This window comes from Salinispora pacifica CNR114, assembly GCF_000514775.1.
GTDB lineage: Bacteria > Actinomycetota > Actinomycetes > Mycobacteriales > Micromonosporaceae > Micromonospora > Micromonospora pacifica.
This window is the reverse complement of the sequence record NZ_AZWO01000014.1, coordinates 63,278-80,345: the sequence shown is the minus strand read 5'-3', so window position 1 is coordinate 80,345 and position 17,068 is coordinate 63,278. Positions and strand designations below refer to the sequence as shown.

General features: G+C 66.4%; 15 protein-coding genes and 2 pseudogenes. 3 read left to right on the top strand and 14 right to left on the bottom strand.

Going from position 1 to position 17,068, the window contains the following annotated elements; genetic code table 11:
- Positions 1-655: 655 nt before the first annotated feature.
- The 6 genes and pseudogenes from B118_RS31660 to B118_RS0110465 all read right to left on the bottom strand — a co-directional run bounded on the left by B118_RS31660 (position 656) and on the right by B118_RS0110465 (position 5,601).
- A complete protein-coding gene (locus B118_RS31660; protein ID WP_051418990.1) occupies positions 656-1,084 on the bottom strand; it encodes a hypothetical protein in 429 nt (142 codons plus the stop codon).
- Between the two features lie 63 nt (positions 1,085-1,147).
- Positions 1,148-1,456 carry a polymorphic toxin type 24 domain-containing protein gene (locus tag B118_RS30170; RefSeq protein WP_420329452.1) on the bottom strand — a complete coding sequence of 103 codons (309 nt, stop codon included), beginning with the start codon at positions 1,454-1,456 and terminating at the stop codon, positions 1,148-1,150.
- 6 nt (positions 1,457-1,462) lie between these two features.
- Positions 1,463-1,555, bottom strand: a pseudogene (locus B118_RS34050) (polymorphic toxin type 24 domain-containing protein); the annotation flags it as partial.
- A gap of 1,772 nt (positions 1,556-3,327) precedes the next feature.
- Entirely contained in the window at positions 3,328-3,864 is a 537-nt protein-coding gene (locus tag B118_RS31655) for a hypothetical protein (RefSeq protein ID WP_155256544.1), read from the bottom strand.
- A gap of 544 nt (positions 3,865-4,408) precedes the next feature.
- A complete protein-coding gene (locus B118_RS0110470; protein ID WP_028192741.1) occupies positions 4,409-4,882 on the bottom strand; it encodes an NUDIX domain-containing protein in 474 nt (157 codons plus the stop codon).
- Positions 4,879-5,601, bottom strand: a complete 723-nt coding sequence (locus tag B118_RS0110465; protein ID WP_028192740.1) for a transcriptional regulator — start codon at positions 5,599-5,601, stop codon at positions 4,879-4,881. The genes B118_RS0110470 and B118_RS0110465 overlap by 4 nt, the downstream gene beginning before the upstream one ends.
- Positions 5,602-5,891: 290 nt before the next feature.
- Here B118_RS0110465 and B118_RS32765 point away from each other — a divergent pair, with 290 nt between their 5' ends.
- Positions 5,892-6,125, top strand: coding sequence for a flavin reductase (locus tag B118_RS32765; RefSeq protein WP_238323895.1), 234 nt, complete (start codon positions 5,892-5,894; stop codon positions 6,123-6,125).
- Between the two features lie 629 nt (positions 6,126-6,754).
- Here the strand turns inward: B118_RS32765 and B118_RS0110445 are convergent.
- From B118_RS0110445 to B118_RS0110435, 4 genes and pseudogenes are all read right to left on the bottom strand, one after another.
- Positions 6,755-7,000, bottom strand: coding sequence for a hypothetical protein (locus B118_RS0110445; RefSeq protein ID WP_028192738.1), 246 nt, complete (start codon positions 6,998-7,000; stop codon positions 6,755-6,757).
- A 173-nt stretch (positions 7,001-7,173) separates the two neighbouring features.
- Positions 7,174-7,620 (bottom strand): DUF4240 domain-containing protein, encoded by a 447-nt coding sequence (locus tag B118_RS30165; protein WP_080678037.1) that lies wholly within the window; start codon positions 7,618-7,620, stop codon positions 7,174-7,176.
- Between the two features lie 8 nt (positions 7,621-7,628).
- Positions 7,629-7,973, bottom strand: a pseudogene (locus tag B118_RS30160) (GIY-YIG nuclease family protein); the annotation flags it as partial.
- A 389-nt stretch (positions 7,974-8,362) separates the two neighbouring features.
- Positions 8,363-9,616, bottom strand: coding sequence for an MFS transporter (locus B118_RS0110435; RefSeq protein ID WP_028192737.1), 1,254 nt, complete (start codon positions 9,614-9,616; stop codon positions 8,363-8,365).
- A 72-nt stretch (positions 9,617-9,688) separates the two neighbouring features.
- Here B118_RS0110435 and B118_RS0110430 point away from each other — a divergent pair, with 72 nt between their 5' ends.
- The gene (locus tag B118_RS0110430) at positions 9,689-10,594 is read left to right on the top strand and encodes a LysR family transcriptional regulator (RefSeq protein ID WP_018810243.1); all 906 of its coding nucleotides are present in this window, start codon (positions 9,689-9,691) and stop codon (positions 10,592-10,594) included.
- A gap of 59 nt (positions 10,595-10,653) precedes the next feature.
- Here the strand turns inward: B118_RS0110430 and B118_RS0110425 are convergent, their stop codons facing one another.
- From B118_RS0110425 to B118_RS0110405, 4 genes are all read right to left on the bottom strand, one after another.
- Positions 10,654-11,373, bottom strand: a complete 720-nt coding sequence (locus tag B118_RS0110425) for a cation efflux transmembrane domain-containing protein (RefSeq protein WP_028187630.1) — start codon at positions 11,371-11,373, stop codon at positions 10,654-10,656.
- The gene (locus B118_RS0110420; RefSeq protein WP_018826540.1) at positions 11,370-11,723 is read right to left on the bottom strand and encodes an ArsR/SmtB family transcription factor; all 354 of its coding nucleotides are present in this window, start codon (positions 11,721-11,723) and stop codon (positions 11,370-11,372) included. The genes B118_RS0110425 and B118_RS0110420 overlap by 4 nt, the downstream gene beginning before the upstream one ends.
- A 534-nt stretch (positions 11,724-12,257) precedes the next feature.
- Complete coding sequence (locus B118_RS0110410; RefSeq protein ID WP_028192736.1) at positions 12,258-13,112, bottom strand: alpha/beta hydrolase family protein; 855 nt, start codon at positions 13,110-13,112, stop codon at positions 12,258-12,260.
- 154 nt (positions 13,113-13,266) lie between these two features.
- Positions 13,267-14,541, bottom strand: a complete 1,275-nt coding sequence (locus tag B118_RS0110405) for an SGNH/GDSL hydrolase family protein (protein ID WP_018220351.1) — start codon at positions 14,539-14,541, stop codon at positions 13,267-13,269.
- 413 nt (positions 14,542-14,954) lie between these two features.
- Between B118_RS0110405 and B118_RS0110400 the strand changes: the two genes are divergently transcribed.
- Complete coding sequence (locus B118_RS0110400) at positions 14,955-17,054, top strand: DNA gyrase/topoisomerase IV subunit B (RefSeq protein ID WP_027645914.1); 2,100 nt, start codon at positions 14,955-14,957, stop codon at positions 17,052-17,054.
- Positions 17,055-17,068: the final 14 nt, after the last annotated feature.

Here is a 17,068-nt window from a genome sequence, read left to right as displayed (position 1 = left end):
CGCCCGACTGCGACCGCTCTACAGGCGCCCCTTGATCCCGGAGCACTGCGTGGCCCCGCAGAGGCCGACACCGGGCAGGCACCTGACGGCGCCCCACCCGCCACCGCGCCACCCAGAGCAGCAAGACGACCGAAGCCTGTCCAGAAACAACCAATAGAAGGCGACTCGCGAAGTAGGTCTGGTCCAAAACTGCTTCACTTAATCAAGAACGGCCCGGCCGAAGCCGGGCCGCGCGCACGCGCTCAAGGCCTACGGCCCCGCGTGCACGCCCACCAACACCGAACCGCCCATCAACACGCGGCCATCTGCGGCGACGCAGGGCCGTGACGATCGCTTCGCGGGTCAACCAACGGCCAGCAACCGGCGATCGACGCCGAACCGCTACGCGGCACGCCACCGAAGATCCCATCACCTACGGCCGACCTGCAACCGGACCGGTGGGCACCAATCGACGTCTAAAGATGCGAGGCAAATCTTGACGGCAACCGTGACGGCAACCCGAACAGACCACGGCAGACCTCGACACCCCACCGTCACGCACAGTGATCGTCAACAGTAACCTCCGGACGGTCACGTAGCAGCATCCCCACCAATCTCATCGGGAAGACCGACACAGGCAAGCTCCCGTCCCTACCTATGTGCCTAATACTTGCGATCACAGCCCTTCGGATACCAAATTGCGAAGCTCTTCTGCCGCGGGCTTCACCGTCTCATCTTCGTCGGCGGAGAGCTGTCCTACGATCTCCATCATGGTATCGGCCGTCTCGGAATTCATGCTCGCGGCATACATGGCGCCATTCAAGCAACTGACGAGATGATCTATATGATTTGTTTCAGTCGGCATTTTCGCAGCTACCGTCCATGCGCGCGCAAATATCCGCCAAGACGCGAGATCCCCCCGACCCAAAAGCGCGTCGGCCGTGGCGGTGGTTACAGCGGTGTCCTTCGGATCCAATACCAACTGAAGGACAACTGCATCAACCATAGGCTCCCCGATGCGAGCGACAAGCCCCTGGCCAGCCCGACTACGGTCCTGCCAGGACTGCGACTCAGCTAGCAGAAGGAGGTCGTCTACATCAGTCATTTCGCTACTCCACAATCCGTGGCGGATTCCCATTCAAATCAAAAAAACCGAAGGAATTGCTTATCAGAAACCACAGGGCGGTTCTCCCACTGGGCCTGCACCCGAAAACGCTTCACCCGTTTCCTGTGCAAATACCTTTCCGGTCTTCGGATTTGTGTTTTCGCGATAAGGCTGCCAATGAGGAGTCTCTACACCGCCATGTGCGGCACCGAAAAGATCTACCCGATACCGAAGGTTCCCCCTCTCGTTATACACACCCCAGTCGACAATAGCGCCGCCAGCCCCTCGCCGATAGAGGACACCGTTCTCAGGGCCGCCACTTGTAGGTACGCGACCTTGTGTCCATTCCCGCGAATTGCTCCACGGGTTCAAGCTGTCGCCACCCTCGTTGTGGACGAGGACCGGGGTGTTGCCGGCGAGCACATAGTACGTGTGGATGTCGGCGACGGTAGGGTTGTAGACCGTGGAGCGTCTCCTCGCAAACGGCGTCGAACTTCGGCGTTGCCTCCATCAGGGACAGGCATAGCGGCCACGCTAATCCGATCAAGCGCCCATTACGGCTACTCCATCAGGCGCATTTTCGATAACTGCGAGCTAACCTACTACACATCGAAGTCCGAGGGAAACACCAAATGTTCTTCCCCTCGCCTGAAGAGCCGCCACGCCTCAGATGGGCTGCCGCTAGCCGGAAATGCCTCTATCGCGACCCGATCCGATAGGTCTACACGCAGATCACCCGACTTTGTGATTCTTACATCACGGACGACGAGCGGGGATGACCGGGTTGCTTTGACAATACGATCAGCGACAACGTCGAAGGCGGTTACGGATTCCTTTTCGGGATCGCGACCGATGGAATCGGTCATGACCTCACGGGAAGGCAGGACGTCATTGGATCCAACCAAAATACGACCCCCTCTCGTCAGCCTAAAAGGACATTGTGCATGGATTGCGTACTCACTTCCCGTAGGAGAGGCCCCCGTATCTGATTCAACCCAGGCCACGTCAGCCCCGAAGGAGAACACTCCCATATTTAGGGCCCTGCCAATGCCTGACAGGCCAAGGCCGATCATCGATCGGATCAGTTCGGCGGCTTCCGACATTCAGTACGCCCCCCTCCTAAAACGTCCCACGGCCTCGTCAACAATTTGGTGATAGCCGTATCCCTGCTTAGTGATCGCTTCGTGCACCGATCGCCTCTCAGCTGGCGAAAGGGTCCTGCCGATCTCCTCTCAGCCTCATGAATCGCATCATCGAACGATTTATTTTGAGCTTGATTTCCGCGGGGGGTACGATATCCATCGTCATCCGCGTCTCCGGGTTCCAGTCCGGTTTAGGACCCCAGGCGGGATTCCAGCTGTCGTCTCCCCCCCCCGTATTGTGTACGAGGACCGGCGTGTTGCCGACTAGCACATAGTACGTGTGGAATTCTCGCGGCCAGCGCGGAGAGTGACCCACGGTGGCATGTCGTTGACCTGGACTTTCATCGACCTCAACCGTGTCGGCCCTCGGTGCAGGACCTGGTTGACGGCAACACGGACACCAGCGCACGCCACGGCAGGCCGAAGGCGCCAGGAGCGTCCCAGTTGGCGTCCTCGACACCCTCGTCTTAGACAGCCGGTCCAGCCGCAAACGACGACGTATGGGCGGCGCGAGCATATGAGGGTCACCCCTCCGGCCTCAAGGGGCGCTACGCGCCGCCTGCGACCGTCCTACGGGCGCCCCTTGACCCGGAGCCCACTGCGTGGTCCCGCCGACGCCGACGCCGCCGGGTGGGCACCTGACGGTGCCCAACCCGCCACCGCGCCACCCAGAGCAGCCAAGACGACCGAAGCTTGTCCAGAAGCAACCAGTAGTAGGCGACGCACGAAGTGGGGTTTGGTCCAAAACTGCTTCACTAAATCAAGAACGGCCCGGCTGTAGGTGACGCCGGGCCGCGCGCACGCGCTACATGCCTACGGCCCCGCGCGCACGCCACCAACGCCGCGCCATCTACTCACGGCCCCGATGGCCCAACCGAGCGTAGGCGAGACGAAACTCCCCAACCAGCCTCCACAGCGACCCCGGAATGGGACGCGACCCCGACACGCCAGCTATACGGTTGGATGAGGCGTCCGGCTGACGGCAACGATGACGGCAACGTCACCAGACGCCAGCGGCCGCGGACACCCATCGACTACACAGCGTAATCCTGGCATCCAATGAACCGGCGCACCAGTTCGCGGCGTGCATGTTCTGGAGACTCAATCGTCCAGTCGGTACTCATTCCAACCCGCAGGAGCTAGCAGACGAACTCCGCGCTTAGCCAGCTCCCGGGCACCAGCGGAATAGTAGTGTCCCTTTGTACGCTGCCCTGCCCCGAAAGTGGGGTTAACGACGGTAGAGCCGCTGAGCAGCGACCCTTTAAGCCTAACCCGTATCGCCTGCCATATTCTGATGCTTTCACTATCATCTGTCATTGCACTTAGCGTGGCCTCGCGAAGCTCAGCTTGCGACTGCATTCCGAGAGACACCGTAAGCACGTTCGGGTTCGTTCGCATAAAGTCGAGTGCCGACGCAGCTGAAAGATCCATTGGCATCAGGCCGAGAGAAACTCGACTGGTGTCGGATAAACCGTCAAGTTCGGCAGCAAGACCGTCTATGCTGCACAAACGCGCACTGTACTTGGGGAAAAATGACTCGACAGCAACCGCCAGTCCAAACTCTTGAGCCCAACCGGCTACCCACGTAGCAATCTCATCCCGACCAGCATGGAACTGAATGGAGATCTTCGTCATCACGCCTCAATTGTAGGGCACAAAGTGCATCTCGATTCCAGCTCCTTCAAGGTCGGAAATAGCTTGTGCCTCTCGCTTAATAGGAGCTCCGCTTGCCGCCTGCTTGCCAACGTTGATTTCATAGATCGAGCCATCGGGGCGACGGATAAGAATATCCGGGCGGCGCGATCCCTTAAATCCGCCGGGTGTAGCAATCGCTGTTCCGGAAGTGCACCCCACCTGCAATGTCTCACCATCGGTAACCGACCGTCCGACCGCCTCGATTTAGGTTGTGTGGCCCTGTTCCCGCAGGCTTCGGGCCACGCTTCGCGCCCGTACCCCACCCAGTGTTATGTACGAGTACAGGGGTGTTGCCGGCTAGCACATAGTACGTGTGGGATTTTCAGCCCGTCACGTAGTGTGACTTACGTGTTCATGGCGTTTCACCCGGCCTTTCGTGCGTAGCGCCAACGCACAACATCGAAACTTATCGGTGTTGACGGCGACGGTGACGGCAACCCGGGGAGACGTCCTCGCCCTTCAGCGACCTTGGCATCGATGGCCGACCTTATCCAAGGTAGGGGATGTCGCGGTGCTCGGCGTGGTGGTGGAGTCGGAGTCGGACGGTGTCGTGGATGGGGATGTGGTCGAACTCGGTGGGGTGGATGTAGCGGAGGTCGGTGGATTCGTCGCTGGCGGTGAGTGTGCCGCCGGTGGCTCGGGCGAGGTAGGTGATGGTGAACTCCTGCCGCACCTCGCCGTCGGGGTAGGCGATGACGTGTGCGGGGTCGGTGTAGATGCCGAGGAGGCCGGTGATGGCGATGTCGAGGCCGGTTTCTTCTTTGACCTCGCGGATGGCGCATTGTTGGAGGGTTTCGCCGATGTTCATGGTGCCGCCGGGGAGGGACCAGTTGCCGGAGTCGGTGCGTCGTTGCAGCAGGATGCGGCCGTGTGGGTCGGTGATGATGGCGGCGGCGCCGGGGATGAGGCTGTTCGGGGTGGGGGCGTGGGGGTCGTGGTAGTGGTCGCGGCGGCCGGTCACGGGGTGTGCGTGGGGTAGGGGGTGGTGGTTTGCCAGATCTGTTCGAATTGGTCGGCGTGGGCGGCGAAGATGCCGTGCGGGGAGAGTTCGCGTAGGTGTAGGGCGGGGTGTTGGTAGCCGCGGGCGCGGTACAGGTGTGGGGTGACGATCATTTGGTGGTCGAAGCGGAACACCGAGTTGTACAGGTGCACGGTGTGCAGGCCGATGTGGACGCCGGGCACCTGGTGGAGGGGTTCGCAGAAGTTGAGGGCGTTGCGGATGCGGCCGGGGAGGGTGCCGCCCATCTGTTCCAGGTTGTCGCGTTCGGTGACGTGTGGGCAGTCGGGGTCGGCGAACGCGAGCCGAACCTGGGCGCCGTTGGTGGCTTTGTCGGTGATGAGTTGCATGGTGTGGGGGAGCAACTCTAGGAGGAATGGGTAGGCGTAGCCGAGCAGGTCGATGCGGGTGGTGGCGCCGGTGAGTAGATCCGCCCAGACGTGGTGGCCGATGTCGGCGCGGCGGGCGTAGGCGGCGACGACCTCGGCGGTGGCTTCCGCACCGGGCGCCTGGTCGGGCCGGGTCTGCGGCCACAGGTCGGCTTCGGTTTCACCGAGGGCGTCGGCGACGGCCAGGCGGGTGCGCTGGTGCGGGATCCGGCCGGTGAGCCACCGGGTGACGGTTTTGACGTCGACACCGACGGCTTCGGCGAGGGCGGCGGGGTTGAGGTGGGCGCGGAGCATGGCCGCGCGGAGGCGGTGACTCATACCGTCCCACGGTAGTGGACACGACGGGACGCACCAGGGTCGTGGAAGTGTCCAGCATGGTGTCTGTCGGGACGTTGGGGTGTCCCGGGGTTGGTTCGTAGGTTCGGCGGCAAGGGCCTCGCCGGTTCGCTTGCGGCACTTTCGCCGGGCTGGTGGGCGCCAGGGGGAAGGGGCTGCCGCCGGAGACGGGGAGCGGCCCGGTCGCGGGCTGCGTGGTGGCCTCTTCCCTCTTCCAACGATCCGGGAGGGTGGTGGGGTTGTTGTCGATGCATCAGCCGATACGGCCGCAGTGGGTCTGTGCGGGATGCGGGGTGCCGTGGCCGTGCCGGACCCGGAAACGGCAGCTCGTGGCGGAGTTCACCGGTGCCCGGGTGTCGCTGATACTGCACCTGTCGGCATACCTGGTCCAAGCATCCGAAGACCTACCCCACACCCCATCAGGAGTACTCCACACACGGTTCCTCGCCTGGCAACGCTCGGCCGCACTACACAACGAGTAGCGACACCCCAACCAAGACCGTGCTGGGTCAGGTCGGAGCGCCGCTGACGGGTGGGCCTCAGTTGCCGGTGAGTGGGGTGTCGTCGTCCGGGTCGGTGTCGTCGGGGTGTAGGGCGTGGTTCATGGCTTCGATGTCGACCAAGATCCGGCTGGCTCAAAACTGCTTTACAGAATCAAGACGGCCCGGCTGACGCCGGGCCGCGCACGCGCTACAGCCGTTCCGGCTCCGCGCGCACGCCTACCAAGGCCGTGCCGCCAACCAAGAGCAAGGTCAACCTACCGGTCGAGGCCGTGACGATCCCTTCGCCGATCACCCACGGCAAGTGGTTCCGGGGATCGACGCCGCACCGCTACGCGGCACGCCACCGAGCACCCATGTCCAGCCACGACCCCGCCGCAATTAATCGAGACGAATTAGATTCGTGCTGCGATGCTGACGGCAACCGTGACGGCAACGCAGGCGGACCACCACGAACCTGTACAGACGGCCGTCACGCTGCGCATTCGCTTCGGACGCCAAGGGCAGCCGACGGCAGGGCATCGCGTTGTATATGTTCGCCGCCGTAACTCCGTTCTCGATGTGCCCTTATGCTGTCGCCACTCGTACGCGAATCTGCTCCCGCTCGTCGACTAGCCATCGAAGTCGGCCAGCCAGGAGCGGAAATCCTCCTCGCCATGGAGATACATCCCCGGTCCCTGCTGGAGGTCGGCGCCAGCCAACCGGTCGAGTGCCGCCCAAAGGTTTGCGTCGGAGGAGTAGTCCGCTGATTCATCTTTGAGCCGTGCCATGGCCCAGTTTGCGGCTTCTTCTCGGCTCACGGATCCATGGACCAGGCCCACCATAAAGCTCTTGACCTGCGTGGAGCCGTCGCTCATGTCTACCCAGCTCCCTGTGTAGCTTCCGCCACCAACATATGCCAGCGCACGTCGCCGCACGCCGAAAGGGTAGGAGGCCCCGCATGAAAGCGATAGCGGCGATACTCTGCGTCGACCAGTTCGGTTCGTGCTAGCAATTCTTGGGAAAGCAGGAACGACACACCATTCGACAACTACCACTCAGACTCATTAGACCCCGTCTCGTAATCAACCGCAGAAACATACTCCCAAGGAGTTCCCGTCTTTCTCTCGTGCGCCCTTTGAGCGACGTAAAGGATCCGCTCCGAGCTTGGGAGGCAGGAGTGAGTGTAGTCTTGAAAGGACCGAGAACCGGCCAAGACCGACTCATAGGCCACCTCACCTGCAACCACCACCGCACAACGATTATAGAGGAACGAATCGCTTGATTGACTTCTGCCGGTGTCTATGGTCGGAAGATCAGCATAAGTTCTACGATCTAAACGAAAGAGAGCACTGGCAAGAAGATCTTCGAAGGAAGTTATTTCCTCCATCTCCCTGCCAGCCAACTCCTCTTCCAGCGCCCTAAAGGGTTCGCGCTCGTCGGCGACTGGATATCCGCCGATCAAGGCAATGAGACGCCAGAACTCTTGAAAGGTCATCGCAATCCTCAAGGAAACCTTCGTTTCAATCCGGGCGAATTTTTCTCGTTAGCCAACCTCTCCTTTCCGCCCAGCAGCTCAATCACATCTGCCTCAACAGCCTCACGTTTCGCCTGAGAACCGCATACATGGATACAAATAACATGCCCATCAGGATCCCGCCGACCCCTTCGGGCATGCTTGCCTAGCCGATCCTGGAAACTGGCAGCTTGACCAACGTACGGCAACCCCGCCTTCTTATCCTGGAAGATATAGACCCCTTGATCATTACCGCAGTTGTGAACGAGGACCGGGGTGTTGCCGGCTAGCACATAGTACGTGTGGCGGCCGTCAACGGTGAGGTTGTGTGGTCGTCCCTGGCCGAGAGCTTCGGCGATCGCGGTGATCTGGACCCAGGTATCGGCCGAGGCATGCAGCCCATGCAGGGCTTTAGTTGCTCGTGGTGACCCAGGTCCTGGCGCCGCGCAGCCAGTTCAGGTGTGCTCAGCGGTGGAGATAGCCGGTCCGGGCTTAGGAGCCCCCGGTCGAGGGCAGTGGCCTTGGCCCGGCCAGGGGCCAGGAGGATCACCGCTGGCGGGTCGCGGGCGTCTGCGGCCAGGTGGATCCGGGCGCGCAGCTACCACGCATCCCCGTCGTGACCTGTCGGTGTTCCCGCCACTGTCCGCCCGCCGTCGACACAGGCACCAGAGTGGACCTGGCCCGCTGCTCATCGGTGAGGTCGTTACAACTTGCCACCTGAAGGTCAGCAGACGGCCGTGCGGGCATCCGCTTTCGGCGGCTTGCTGGTGAGGGGTCTCCAGGCCCATCCGGCCGCGCCGACTGCGGCGGCGATCTGGAGGAGCCCGGTGGCCAGGAGTACGGCCTCGGATCCCGCCCAGCCGATCAGGGCTCCACCAGCCAGCAGCCCCAGGGAGATGCCTCCGGAGTGCAGGACTGTCTCTGCGGTGAACGCCGCCCGGCGTTCGGGGCCGTCGGTCTGCTCGCTGATCAGAGCGTTCAGGGCGGCGATCCCCCACGGCATCGCGGCGCCGCCCACTGCGGCCACGGCGGCGATACCGGTCAGGCTCGGTGCCACCAGCGGCAGGGCGACGAACACGGCCCCGAGCACGACCCAGGAGAGCAGCATCGCGGTCATACGCGGCAGGCGGTCGATGACCACCGGCACCAGCAGGGAGGCGGCCACGGATGCGGCGCCGTACCCGCTCATGCCCGCGGCGACGAGTGCGCCGGGCCGGTCGTGCTCGACCCCGAGTACGGCCAGGCCCAGGCTGAACCCGAACCAGCACATCCCGCCGACCCCAGCCATGAGCGCGCCGGACGCGATCTGCGGGTGGGAACGTAGCACTGCCAGAGCAGAGACCGGCCGTCCCGGCGTGGCTGCTCCCGGACCGCCGCGCTGGCCTTCGTGCGGTATCGCGCTGCGGGCGGGGACGGCCAGGAAGGCGATCGCGGCCAGGGCGACCACGGCGGTCTGGCACCACAGCAGGGAGCTCGCGCCCAACGTGGTCACGGCCCAGGCTCCGGCGGGTGGGGCGAAGATCATTGAGACCCGGTGGGCGAGGTCCTGCCAGGCCAACCACTTCGCTGGCCCGGTCCTGCCCCCACGGGCGACGTGTTCGTCGGCGAGGTCGGAGACCAGGGACCGTTCGGCCGGGCCGAGCAGCGCGCCCGCGATTCCGGTCCCCAGGCCCGAGGCGCACAGCACGACCGCCCCGACCTGACCCACCAGGGAGGCTACGGGGACGATGGCGAGCCCGGCGGCGTTCACGCCTGCCACTACCGCCAGGGTGCGCCCACCGGTGAGGCGGTCCCGCAGCCCCTTGCCCCACCAGCCCACCGTCAGCAGGGGCAGCCCGGCCATCCCGCCGACCAGCCCGGTGGTCCTGGCCTGCCCGGTCTCCTCCAGTGCGACCAGGGGTAGGGCGACGGCCGTCATCCTCGCCCCGACCCAGGTCACGAACGTAATCACGGTTAGTAGCAGCAGTCCTCTCCGCACGCACCGATCCTCGGCCCCCCTCCGCCGACCGGGTAGAGCTCTCTTCGGGTAGCTGGCTCATACGCTGGGGGCATGAGACCCAGCCTGAAGGCGGAGGACCTGGCGTTGGTCGAGGCCGTGTCCCGGCACGGGTCGGTCGGAGCCGCGGCCAAGGAACTGCTGACCACCCAGCCCTCGGCCTCGCGCCGACTGGCCGCGCTGGAACGCCGCCTGGGGATCAGATTGTTCGAGCGGGACACGACCGGGGCCCGCCCGACCCCAGCCGGGCGGGAGCTAGCCCGGCAGGCCGCACGCCTGCTGGCCGACCTCGACGCCCTCCCAGCCCAGATCGCCGCCGCAACGCAGGCCCCGTCGTTGAGCCTGGGCACGATCCAGGCGCTGGCCCCGATCGTGTTCACCGCCGCTCAGATCGAACTCGCCGGCGTGACGCTCCAGGCCGAAGTCGAGCACGGCCCCACCCTGATCGGCCGGGTCCACCAGGGCCTGCTGGACGGGGCGATCGTCACGATCACAGACCAGGCCGTCCTGCCTCACGGCCTCCAGATCACCGGGCTCGGGGCCTCCCCGCTGGTCCTGGTCCTGCCCGCCGCCACCGCACCCCTGGCTGCCGGCAAGAAGGCGTTGGCGGGAAGGGAGGTGCTGTACTCCTCGATAGATCTGACTGGCGAGCACCTGCACGCAGGATTGTCCGCGCTCGGAGCGCTCCCGCAGCCGGGCCCCACGATCGAGGCCACCCTGCGTATCGCCCGACACCGCAAGGTCCCGGCCGTGGTTCCCGACCTTGCGGCCCGCTGGTGGGACGACCCCACCGACCGCCTGCTGACCTCCCCGGTACCCGGGAAGGTCAGGCTCTCGCTGGTGACCAGACCCCCGCAACCATCTCACCTGGCACAGGTGCTGCCTGCCCTGACCGCACGAATCCTGAGCGCCCCGCAGGATGCGCCGGGCCGGCCCGAGCTGGGCGGGGCTCGCCGGTAGCTGCGGCCCGGCGGCCGCTCGTTCCTGGCCTGCCGAGCACGCGCACCGCCGGAGAGCGGCTACGAACGGGGTGCGGCCGCGTCGGATGGGCACCCGTCGGTGCAGCTCGGCGCCGGGTCAGCGGTGGTGGTGGCGGCGGTGGCGGCGTGGGTGGGCGGCGCGCAGTCGTCGCACTGATCACCCCGCCACGCCGCGATTCCCTCCCGCACCGCGACGGCCGCGATGGCGAGCGCGGCGATGGGGTCTGCCCAGGACCAGCCGAGCCCGGCGTTGAGAAGCAGGCCCACGAGGAGCACCGCGGAGAGGTACGTGCAGAGCGCGGTCTGGGTGGAGTCGGCCATGACGGTGGCCGAGCCGAGTTCCCGGCCGGTACGCCGCTTGGCGCGGACCAGCAGGGGCATGATGATCAGCGAGGCGACGGCGAGGCCGATGCCGACCGGGCTGGGGCTGGCGTCTCCGTCGCCGAGGAGCGCGCGCCCGGCGTCGACGGTGATCCAGGCGGCCAGGGCGAAGAACGAGACACCGATCAGTCGTAGTGCCAGCCGTTCCCGCTCCTCCGGCACCCGGGAGCGGAACTGCCAGATCACCACGGCCGCGCTGGACACCTCGACGAACGAGTCGAGGCCGAAGCCGATCAGCGCGGTGGAGGAGGCCGCCGCGCCGGCGGCGATCGCGACCAGGCCCTCCAGCAGGTTGTAGCCGGCGGTGGCGTAGGCCAGCCAGAGGCTGCGGCGGGACAGGAGCGCACGCCGCTGGGGGGTCAGGGTGGAGGTGGTCACGCGTGCTCTTCTCGATCCGTGGACGAGCCGTATGTCGGGCAGAGGGCGACTGCTTCGCCGGTGGCGGCGAGGAGCTGTTCCGCCGAACGCAGCAGGGCGGGCAGCTCTGGCCGGGCCAGCGCGTAGAACGACTGGCGACCCTCGACCCGGAAGTCGATCAGATGGCAGTCCCGCAGACAGGAGAGGTGTTTGGAGACGGTCGACTGCGCCAGTTGCAGCTCGCGGGTCAGGTCCACCACCCGGGCCTCACCGTGGGTGAGTCGGTGCAGGATGGCCAGCCGGGCCGGGTCGGCGAGGGACCGGAACAGCGCGACGGCCGGTGCGAGCCCGGAAGAGGAATCAATCGCCATGTAGCGATGATAGCACCGCTGGTGCATCACTCTGTCGTGGCTGGCGCGGGTCGCGGTGCCCTGGTCGGCGCAGCGCGACCCGCGACCGGCGGTCAGCGGCGAGGGATCAGCCGACCGGGTATTCGGCGAGATGGACCGGCTCACCGACGCGGGTGGTGTCGGCCGCCGCGCCGACCCCGTTGACCACGTGGTCGATCGAGCCGGCGTTCAGGTATACGGTCATCACGCGATGGAGCCGCACCCGGGGTGACGGCGACCATCAGCACGAGGCTGAGCCCGAGGGCTCGGCGTACGCGTCGTCGTGGGTGGGGAAGGGGCATGCGTTCGTCCTCTCGTCACGTGGTGCGAAGAGAGCGCTCTCTCGATGTTGCGGAGGCACGGCCTGGACGGGTGGGGGTTGACCCCGTTTCTACCGGGTGAGCAGGCCGGAGGGAAGGGGGTCGATGGCCCTCGGTCCGCCCGGCTCGGGGGACTCGCCGCACCCGAGCCGGGGTGAGTCTGTCCCCTCGCTGCCGCGCCAGACCTCTTCTCGGGCTACCCCTGGGTCGCGAACTGGGCGATCCGGGTGGCCAGCGGGGTCGCTGCGGTGCGCGTCCAGCTGAAGTGGTCGAGCCGGCCGCCACCCGGCTCGGCCCGGTGGCGCTCACGGGTGATGGGAGCGTTGGTGAGTTTGGCGCAGAGGTGGTCGAGGGTCTCGTGTGGGGTGTACTGGTCGTTGTCCACGCTGACCGCCAGCACCGGCGTGCGGAGGTCGCGGAGCGCCGCCTCGGCATCCACTCCGTCCAGTCGGGGGAAGCGCCCGGTGCGGGCGGTGTAGGCCCAGTCCCGGACCACCCCGCGCGCCAGCCGACCGCCGAAGCCCCAGCCGGGCCAGACCCCGAGCAGTCGGGTGGCGACCGCGATCGTCTGGGAGAACGGGAGGACGCCGTAGCCCCGCGGTCCGGGCGGATAGCTGCGCCACCAGGGGAGCCCGACGGCGACCAGGGCCAGACCATCCACATCGTGCCCGGGGGTCAGCGCCAGGTGTAGCAGCGCCGTCTGACCACCCAGCGAGTGTCCGAGTAGAAGGGTGCGCCGGCCGTTTCGATGTTCCTGCAACGCCGAAAGCGTCGCGCCGACATCGGCGGCCAGCTCCGCGTACCCGTAGCGGCAGCGGCGGCTTGGGCGGGGTGTGCTCGCTCCGGTGCCGCGAAGGTCGGCGACGGCGACGGCGAGCCCGGCGGCGCGGAGCGCGGTGGCGAACGGTCGGTAGTACCGGGCGGGTACGCCCATGGCGGGGGAGATCAGTACCAGCGGGGCGTCGGCGGTCTCCGCCGGCTCCGGATAGATCTGCAGACCGAGGCGGGCTCCGTCAACCTCGACGAATTCTTGCTGGTAATCCGCATTCACCAGCCCAATCTACGGGGTTGATCTACTGGCAGGTAACCAATCGGTGACTGTCGTCACGTCGATCTGGTTTGGGTCGTCGGCGCACCGGTAACACGGACGCCTCGCGGATCCGTTCGGTGCGCGGATCCGCGAGGCGTCGGGATGTGGTGGGGGGTCAGCTCACCGTGATCGTGCCGTTTGGAGAGCGGACACAGGAGACCTCACGGGAAGTCGTGGACGCGGCGCCGGTCAGGCACTGCCCGAGCACCAGGTGGCCGGCGGCGTTCGGGTGCCACGATTCCTGACACGTCTGGAAGTGATCCACGCAGGTGTTGGCGATCCGGCTGATGTCGAGCTTGTCCGCCCCGGCGAGGCTGGTGACGTAGGTGCCGCTGGGTCCATCCATCAGGCGGATGGCGGTGGCGAGGGCGTGCTGCGGACCATCCGTCGTCTCGCAGAGCCGGGCCCCGTCGAAGGCCTGCTGCACGTTGAGCAGGACCACGTCGGCGTTGGGGAACTCACTGGTGGCATCGGTGTGGACCTGGCTCACCATGGTGCCCAACCCCTGCGAGAAACGGTGGCCGGGGGCGAGGCTGGCGCGGTGGATCGGGCACCCGGCCGCGTACCGTTCGCGGCCGAGGTCGCGGAACTTGTCCCGCGTGTCGTCGCGGTTGTCCTCGGTCCAGTAGGCCTGGGCCAGTTCCTCCGGCAACGGGTTCGTGTAGTCCTGGAGGACGACCCGGTGTTCGCCGTCGGCGTCCACCTCGGCGAGCGTGCTGAGGACCTGCCGCACCGCGGCACTGGTCTCCGCGGTCGCCGCGGCGAGCTCGGCGTCGGTCGCCAGGTCGGCGTCCGAGCAGGGATCCTGTTCCACCGCCCAGGGATGTGCCCAGAATTCCCACCAGCCGGTCCAGGCGTCGGCGATGAACCGGTTCGCGCACTTCTCGGCCACCTCCCCAAAGGTGAACGAGCTGTTGTTCGAACCGACCCCGATGAGGACCAGGTCGATGTCGTGGGTTTGGGCCACCGCGCGGAGCTGGTCGAGCTGGGCGGCGACCTGGCGTCCGTTCGCCCGGTCGGCGGAGGCGTTGGCGATGTCGGCCGGCTGTCCGCCGGAGCAGGCGAGGTTGAAGCGGTCCTCGATGCCGGGCAGGCTAGCTTGGTGGAGTGAGGCGTTCGTCGAGCGGTGGCAGAAGTAGGCCGCGCTGTTCGATGCGGACCATCCGGGGAAGGTGCTGGTCTCCCCGTCGATATCGACCACGGGAGCGTACGCCCCGGCGCCCTCTCCGCTGATGAAGCTGTCGCCGAGCGCTACCGCGGCGGTGGGTGGCGCTCCGGCCGGAGCGGTGGGCGGTGTCTCGGCCAGAGCCGGCGATATGACCGTCGCAGAGAATGTGGTCGTGGCGACGGCGATGCCCGCCGCCAAGACGGTACGACCCAATCTGGACATGTGATCATCCCCCCCATCGAGGCATATAAGATCATCGTGGAAGGATCAGAACACCCGGCGATCGCAAGTGTCAATACTCACTAGTAACTAATCTCACGGCGGAAGGTTTTGTGGTGAAAAATCCTCGGCGTCCCCGTGGCGAGGTGGGGTGCCCTGCTGGGTCGGGCCGCTCCCGACGGGAGGCCACCGGACGCGCCCGGCCGCCCGGGTGGGATACCGGCCCGGCTCGGGCCCACGGATGTGTGGTTCCGGCGTCGCAGCACTCGGGGACGCCTGTCGCCTGGGTCACGGCCGGAATCGCCGGGCAGCCCCGGCCCGTTACTCCGGTTGTGGTCGGGCGAACGGGCCCAGCGGGGCCCGTCGGGGCCTACGGCTAGGCTCGCTGCGGCGTGCCGCACCGGCCAACACCTGCTGTGCGTGGCACCATACCCGCCGAGACCTGGGAGTACGACCAGTTGACCGCAGAGCCTGAGACCCTGTATGAGGCCGACGACCTCACGCATCTCGAGGGACTGGACGCTGTCCGTAAGCGTCCGGGAATGTACATCGGCTCGACGGACAGCCGTGGCGTGGGTCACCTCGTCAACGAGATCCTCGACAACTCCACCGATGAGGGGGTCGCCGGTCACGCGACCTCCATCGAGGTGACACTGCACGCCGACGGATCGGTGCAGGTCGACGACGACGGTCGCGGTATCCCCACCGACGTGCACGCGAAGTCCGGAATATCGGGGGTCGAGCTGGTCCTCACCCGGCTGCACGCCGGTGGCAAGTTCGGCGGCTCCGGCTACAAGACCTCCGGTGGCCTACATGGCGTCGGCGCCTCGGCGGTCAACGCCCTCTCCCGGCGGTTCGACGTGACGGTCCGTCGTGGCGGCAAGATCCACACGATGTCGTTCCGGCACGGGGCTCCAGGCGCGTTCGACGGCGACGGGCCGCAGGCGCCCTTCACCGCCGGCCCGGGCCTGCAGGTGATCGGTGCGGCGAAACGTCAGCAGCGCACCGGCACCTCGATCCGCTACTGGTACGACCCACGCTACTTCGAGGTCGGCGCCACGCTGGACGCCGACGCCGTACGGATGAAGCTGCGCAACACCGCCTTCCTGGTCCCCGGGGTCAGCTACCTGCTGCGGGACCACACCGGCGCGGAGCCGGTGGAGGAGCGGTTCCACTACCCCAACGGTCTGACCGACATGGTGGACTTCCTCGCCCCGGCCGGCGACCGCCCGGTCTCCGGCACCCTGCTGGTCCGCGGCGAAGGGTCGTACCGGGAGAACGCCGCCGACGCCAACGGCGTGATGCAGGCCAATGTGCCGCGTCGCGCCGAGGTGGAGGTGGCCTTCCGCTGGGGCACCGGTTACGAGCGGACCGTGGAGTGCTTCACCAACACCATCCGCAACGCGCACGGCGGCACCCACCGCAAGGGCTTCGAGCGGGCCCTGACGCGGACCCTCGCCGAGGCCATCCGAAACACCCGTGGCCTGCTCAAGGCCAAGGAGGATCCGCCCACGCTGGACGACATCCTCGAGGGGCTGACCGCGGTCGTGCACGTGCGCATCCCGGAGCCGCAGTTCACCTCCCAGACCAAGGATGAGCTCTCCACCGCCGGTATCACCAAGGTTCTCCAGCGCCTCGTCGAGCAGCACCTCAAGGCCTGGCTGGAGGAGCGCAAGACCAAGACCGAGGCACGGACGGTCCTTCAGAAGATCGCCGACGCCGCCCGGGTTCGACTCACCCAGAAGCAGCAGAAGGAGGCGGCGCGGCGCAAGACCGCCCTGGAGGGCGCGTCGATGCCGGCGAAGCTGGTCGACTGCCGGTCCACCGGGGTGGAGCGCAGCGAGATGTTCATCGTCGAGGGGGACAGCGCCCTCGGCACGGCGCGGCTGGCCCGCTCGTCCGAGTACCAGGCGTTGTTACCGATCCGCGGCAAGATCCTCAACGTGCAGAAGGCGAACCTCCAGCAGGTGCTGGACAACGCCGAGTGCGCCGCGATCGTGCAGGTGCTGGGGGCCGGGTCGGGGCGCACCTTCGACCTCTCCGCCGTGCGGTACGGCCGGGTTCTGATCATGGCCGACGCCGACGTGGACGGCGCGCACATCAGGACGCTGCTGATCACGCTCTTCGCCCGGTACATGCGACCGCTGATCGAGGCCGGCCGGCTGTACGCGGCGATGCCGCCCCTGCACAAGATCACTACAAGGGGGCGTCGGCCGCAGACCATCTACACCTACACCCAGGAGGAGATGGAGGCGACCGTCCGGCGACTGGAGCAGGCGGGTAAGCAGATCGTCACCCCGATCCCGCGGTTCAAGGGTCTGGGCGAGATGGACGCCGACGAGTTGTGGGAGACCACGATGAACCCGGCCGGACGGGCGGTCCGCCGGATCACGCTGGAGGACGCCGAGGAAGCCGAGCGGGTCCTGGAACTACTGATGGGGGAGAAGGTGGAGCCCCGTCGGAACTGGCTGATCGCCTCCGCCGACCGGGTCGACCGCGAGGCGATCGACGCATGAGACCCGGACCGGCC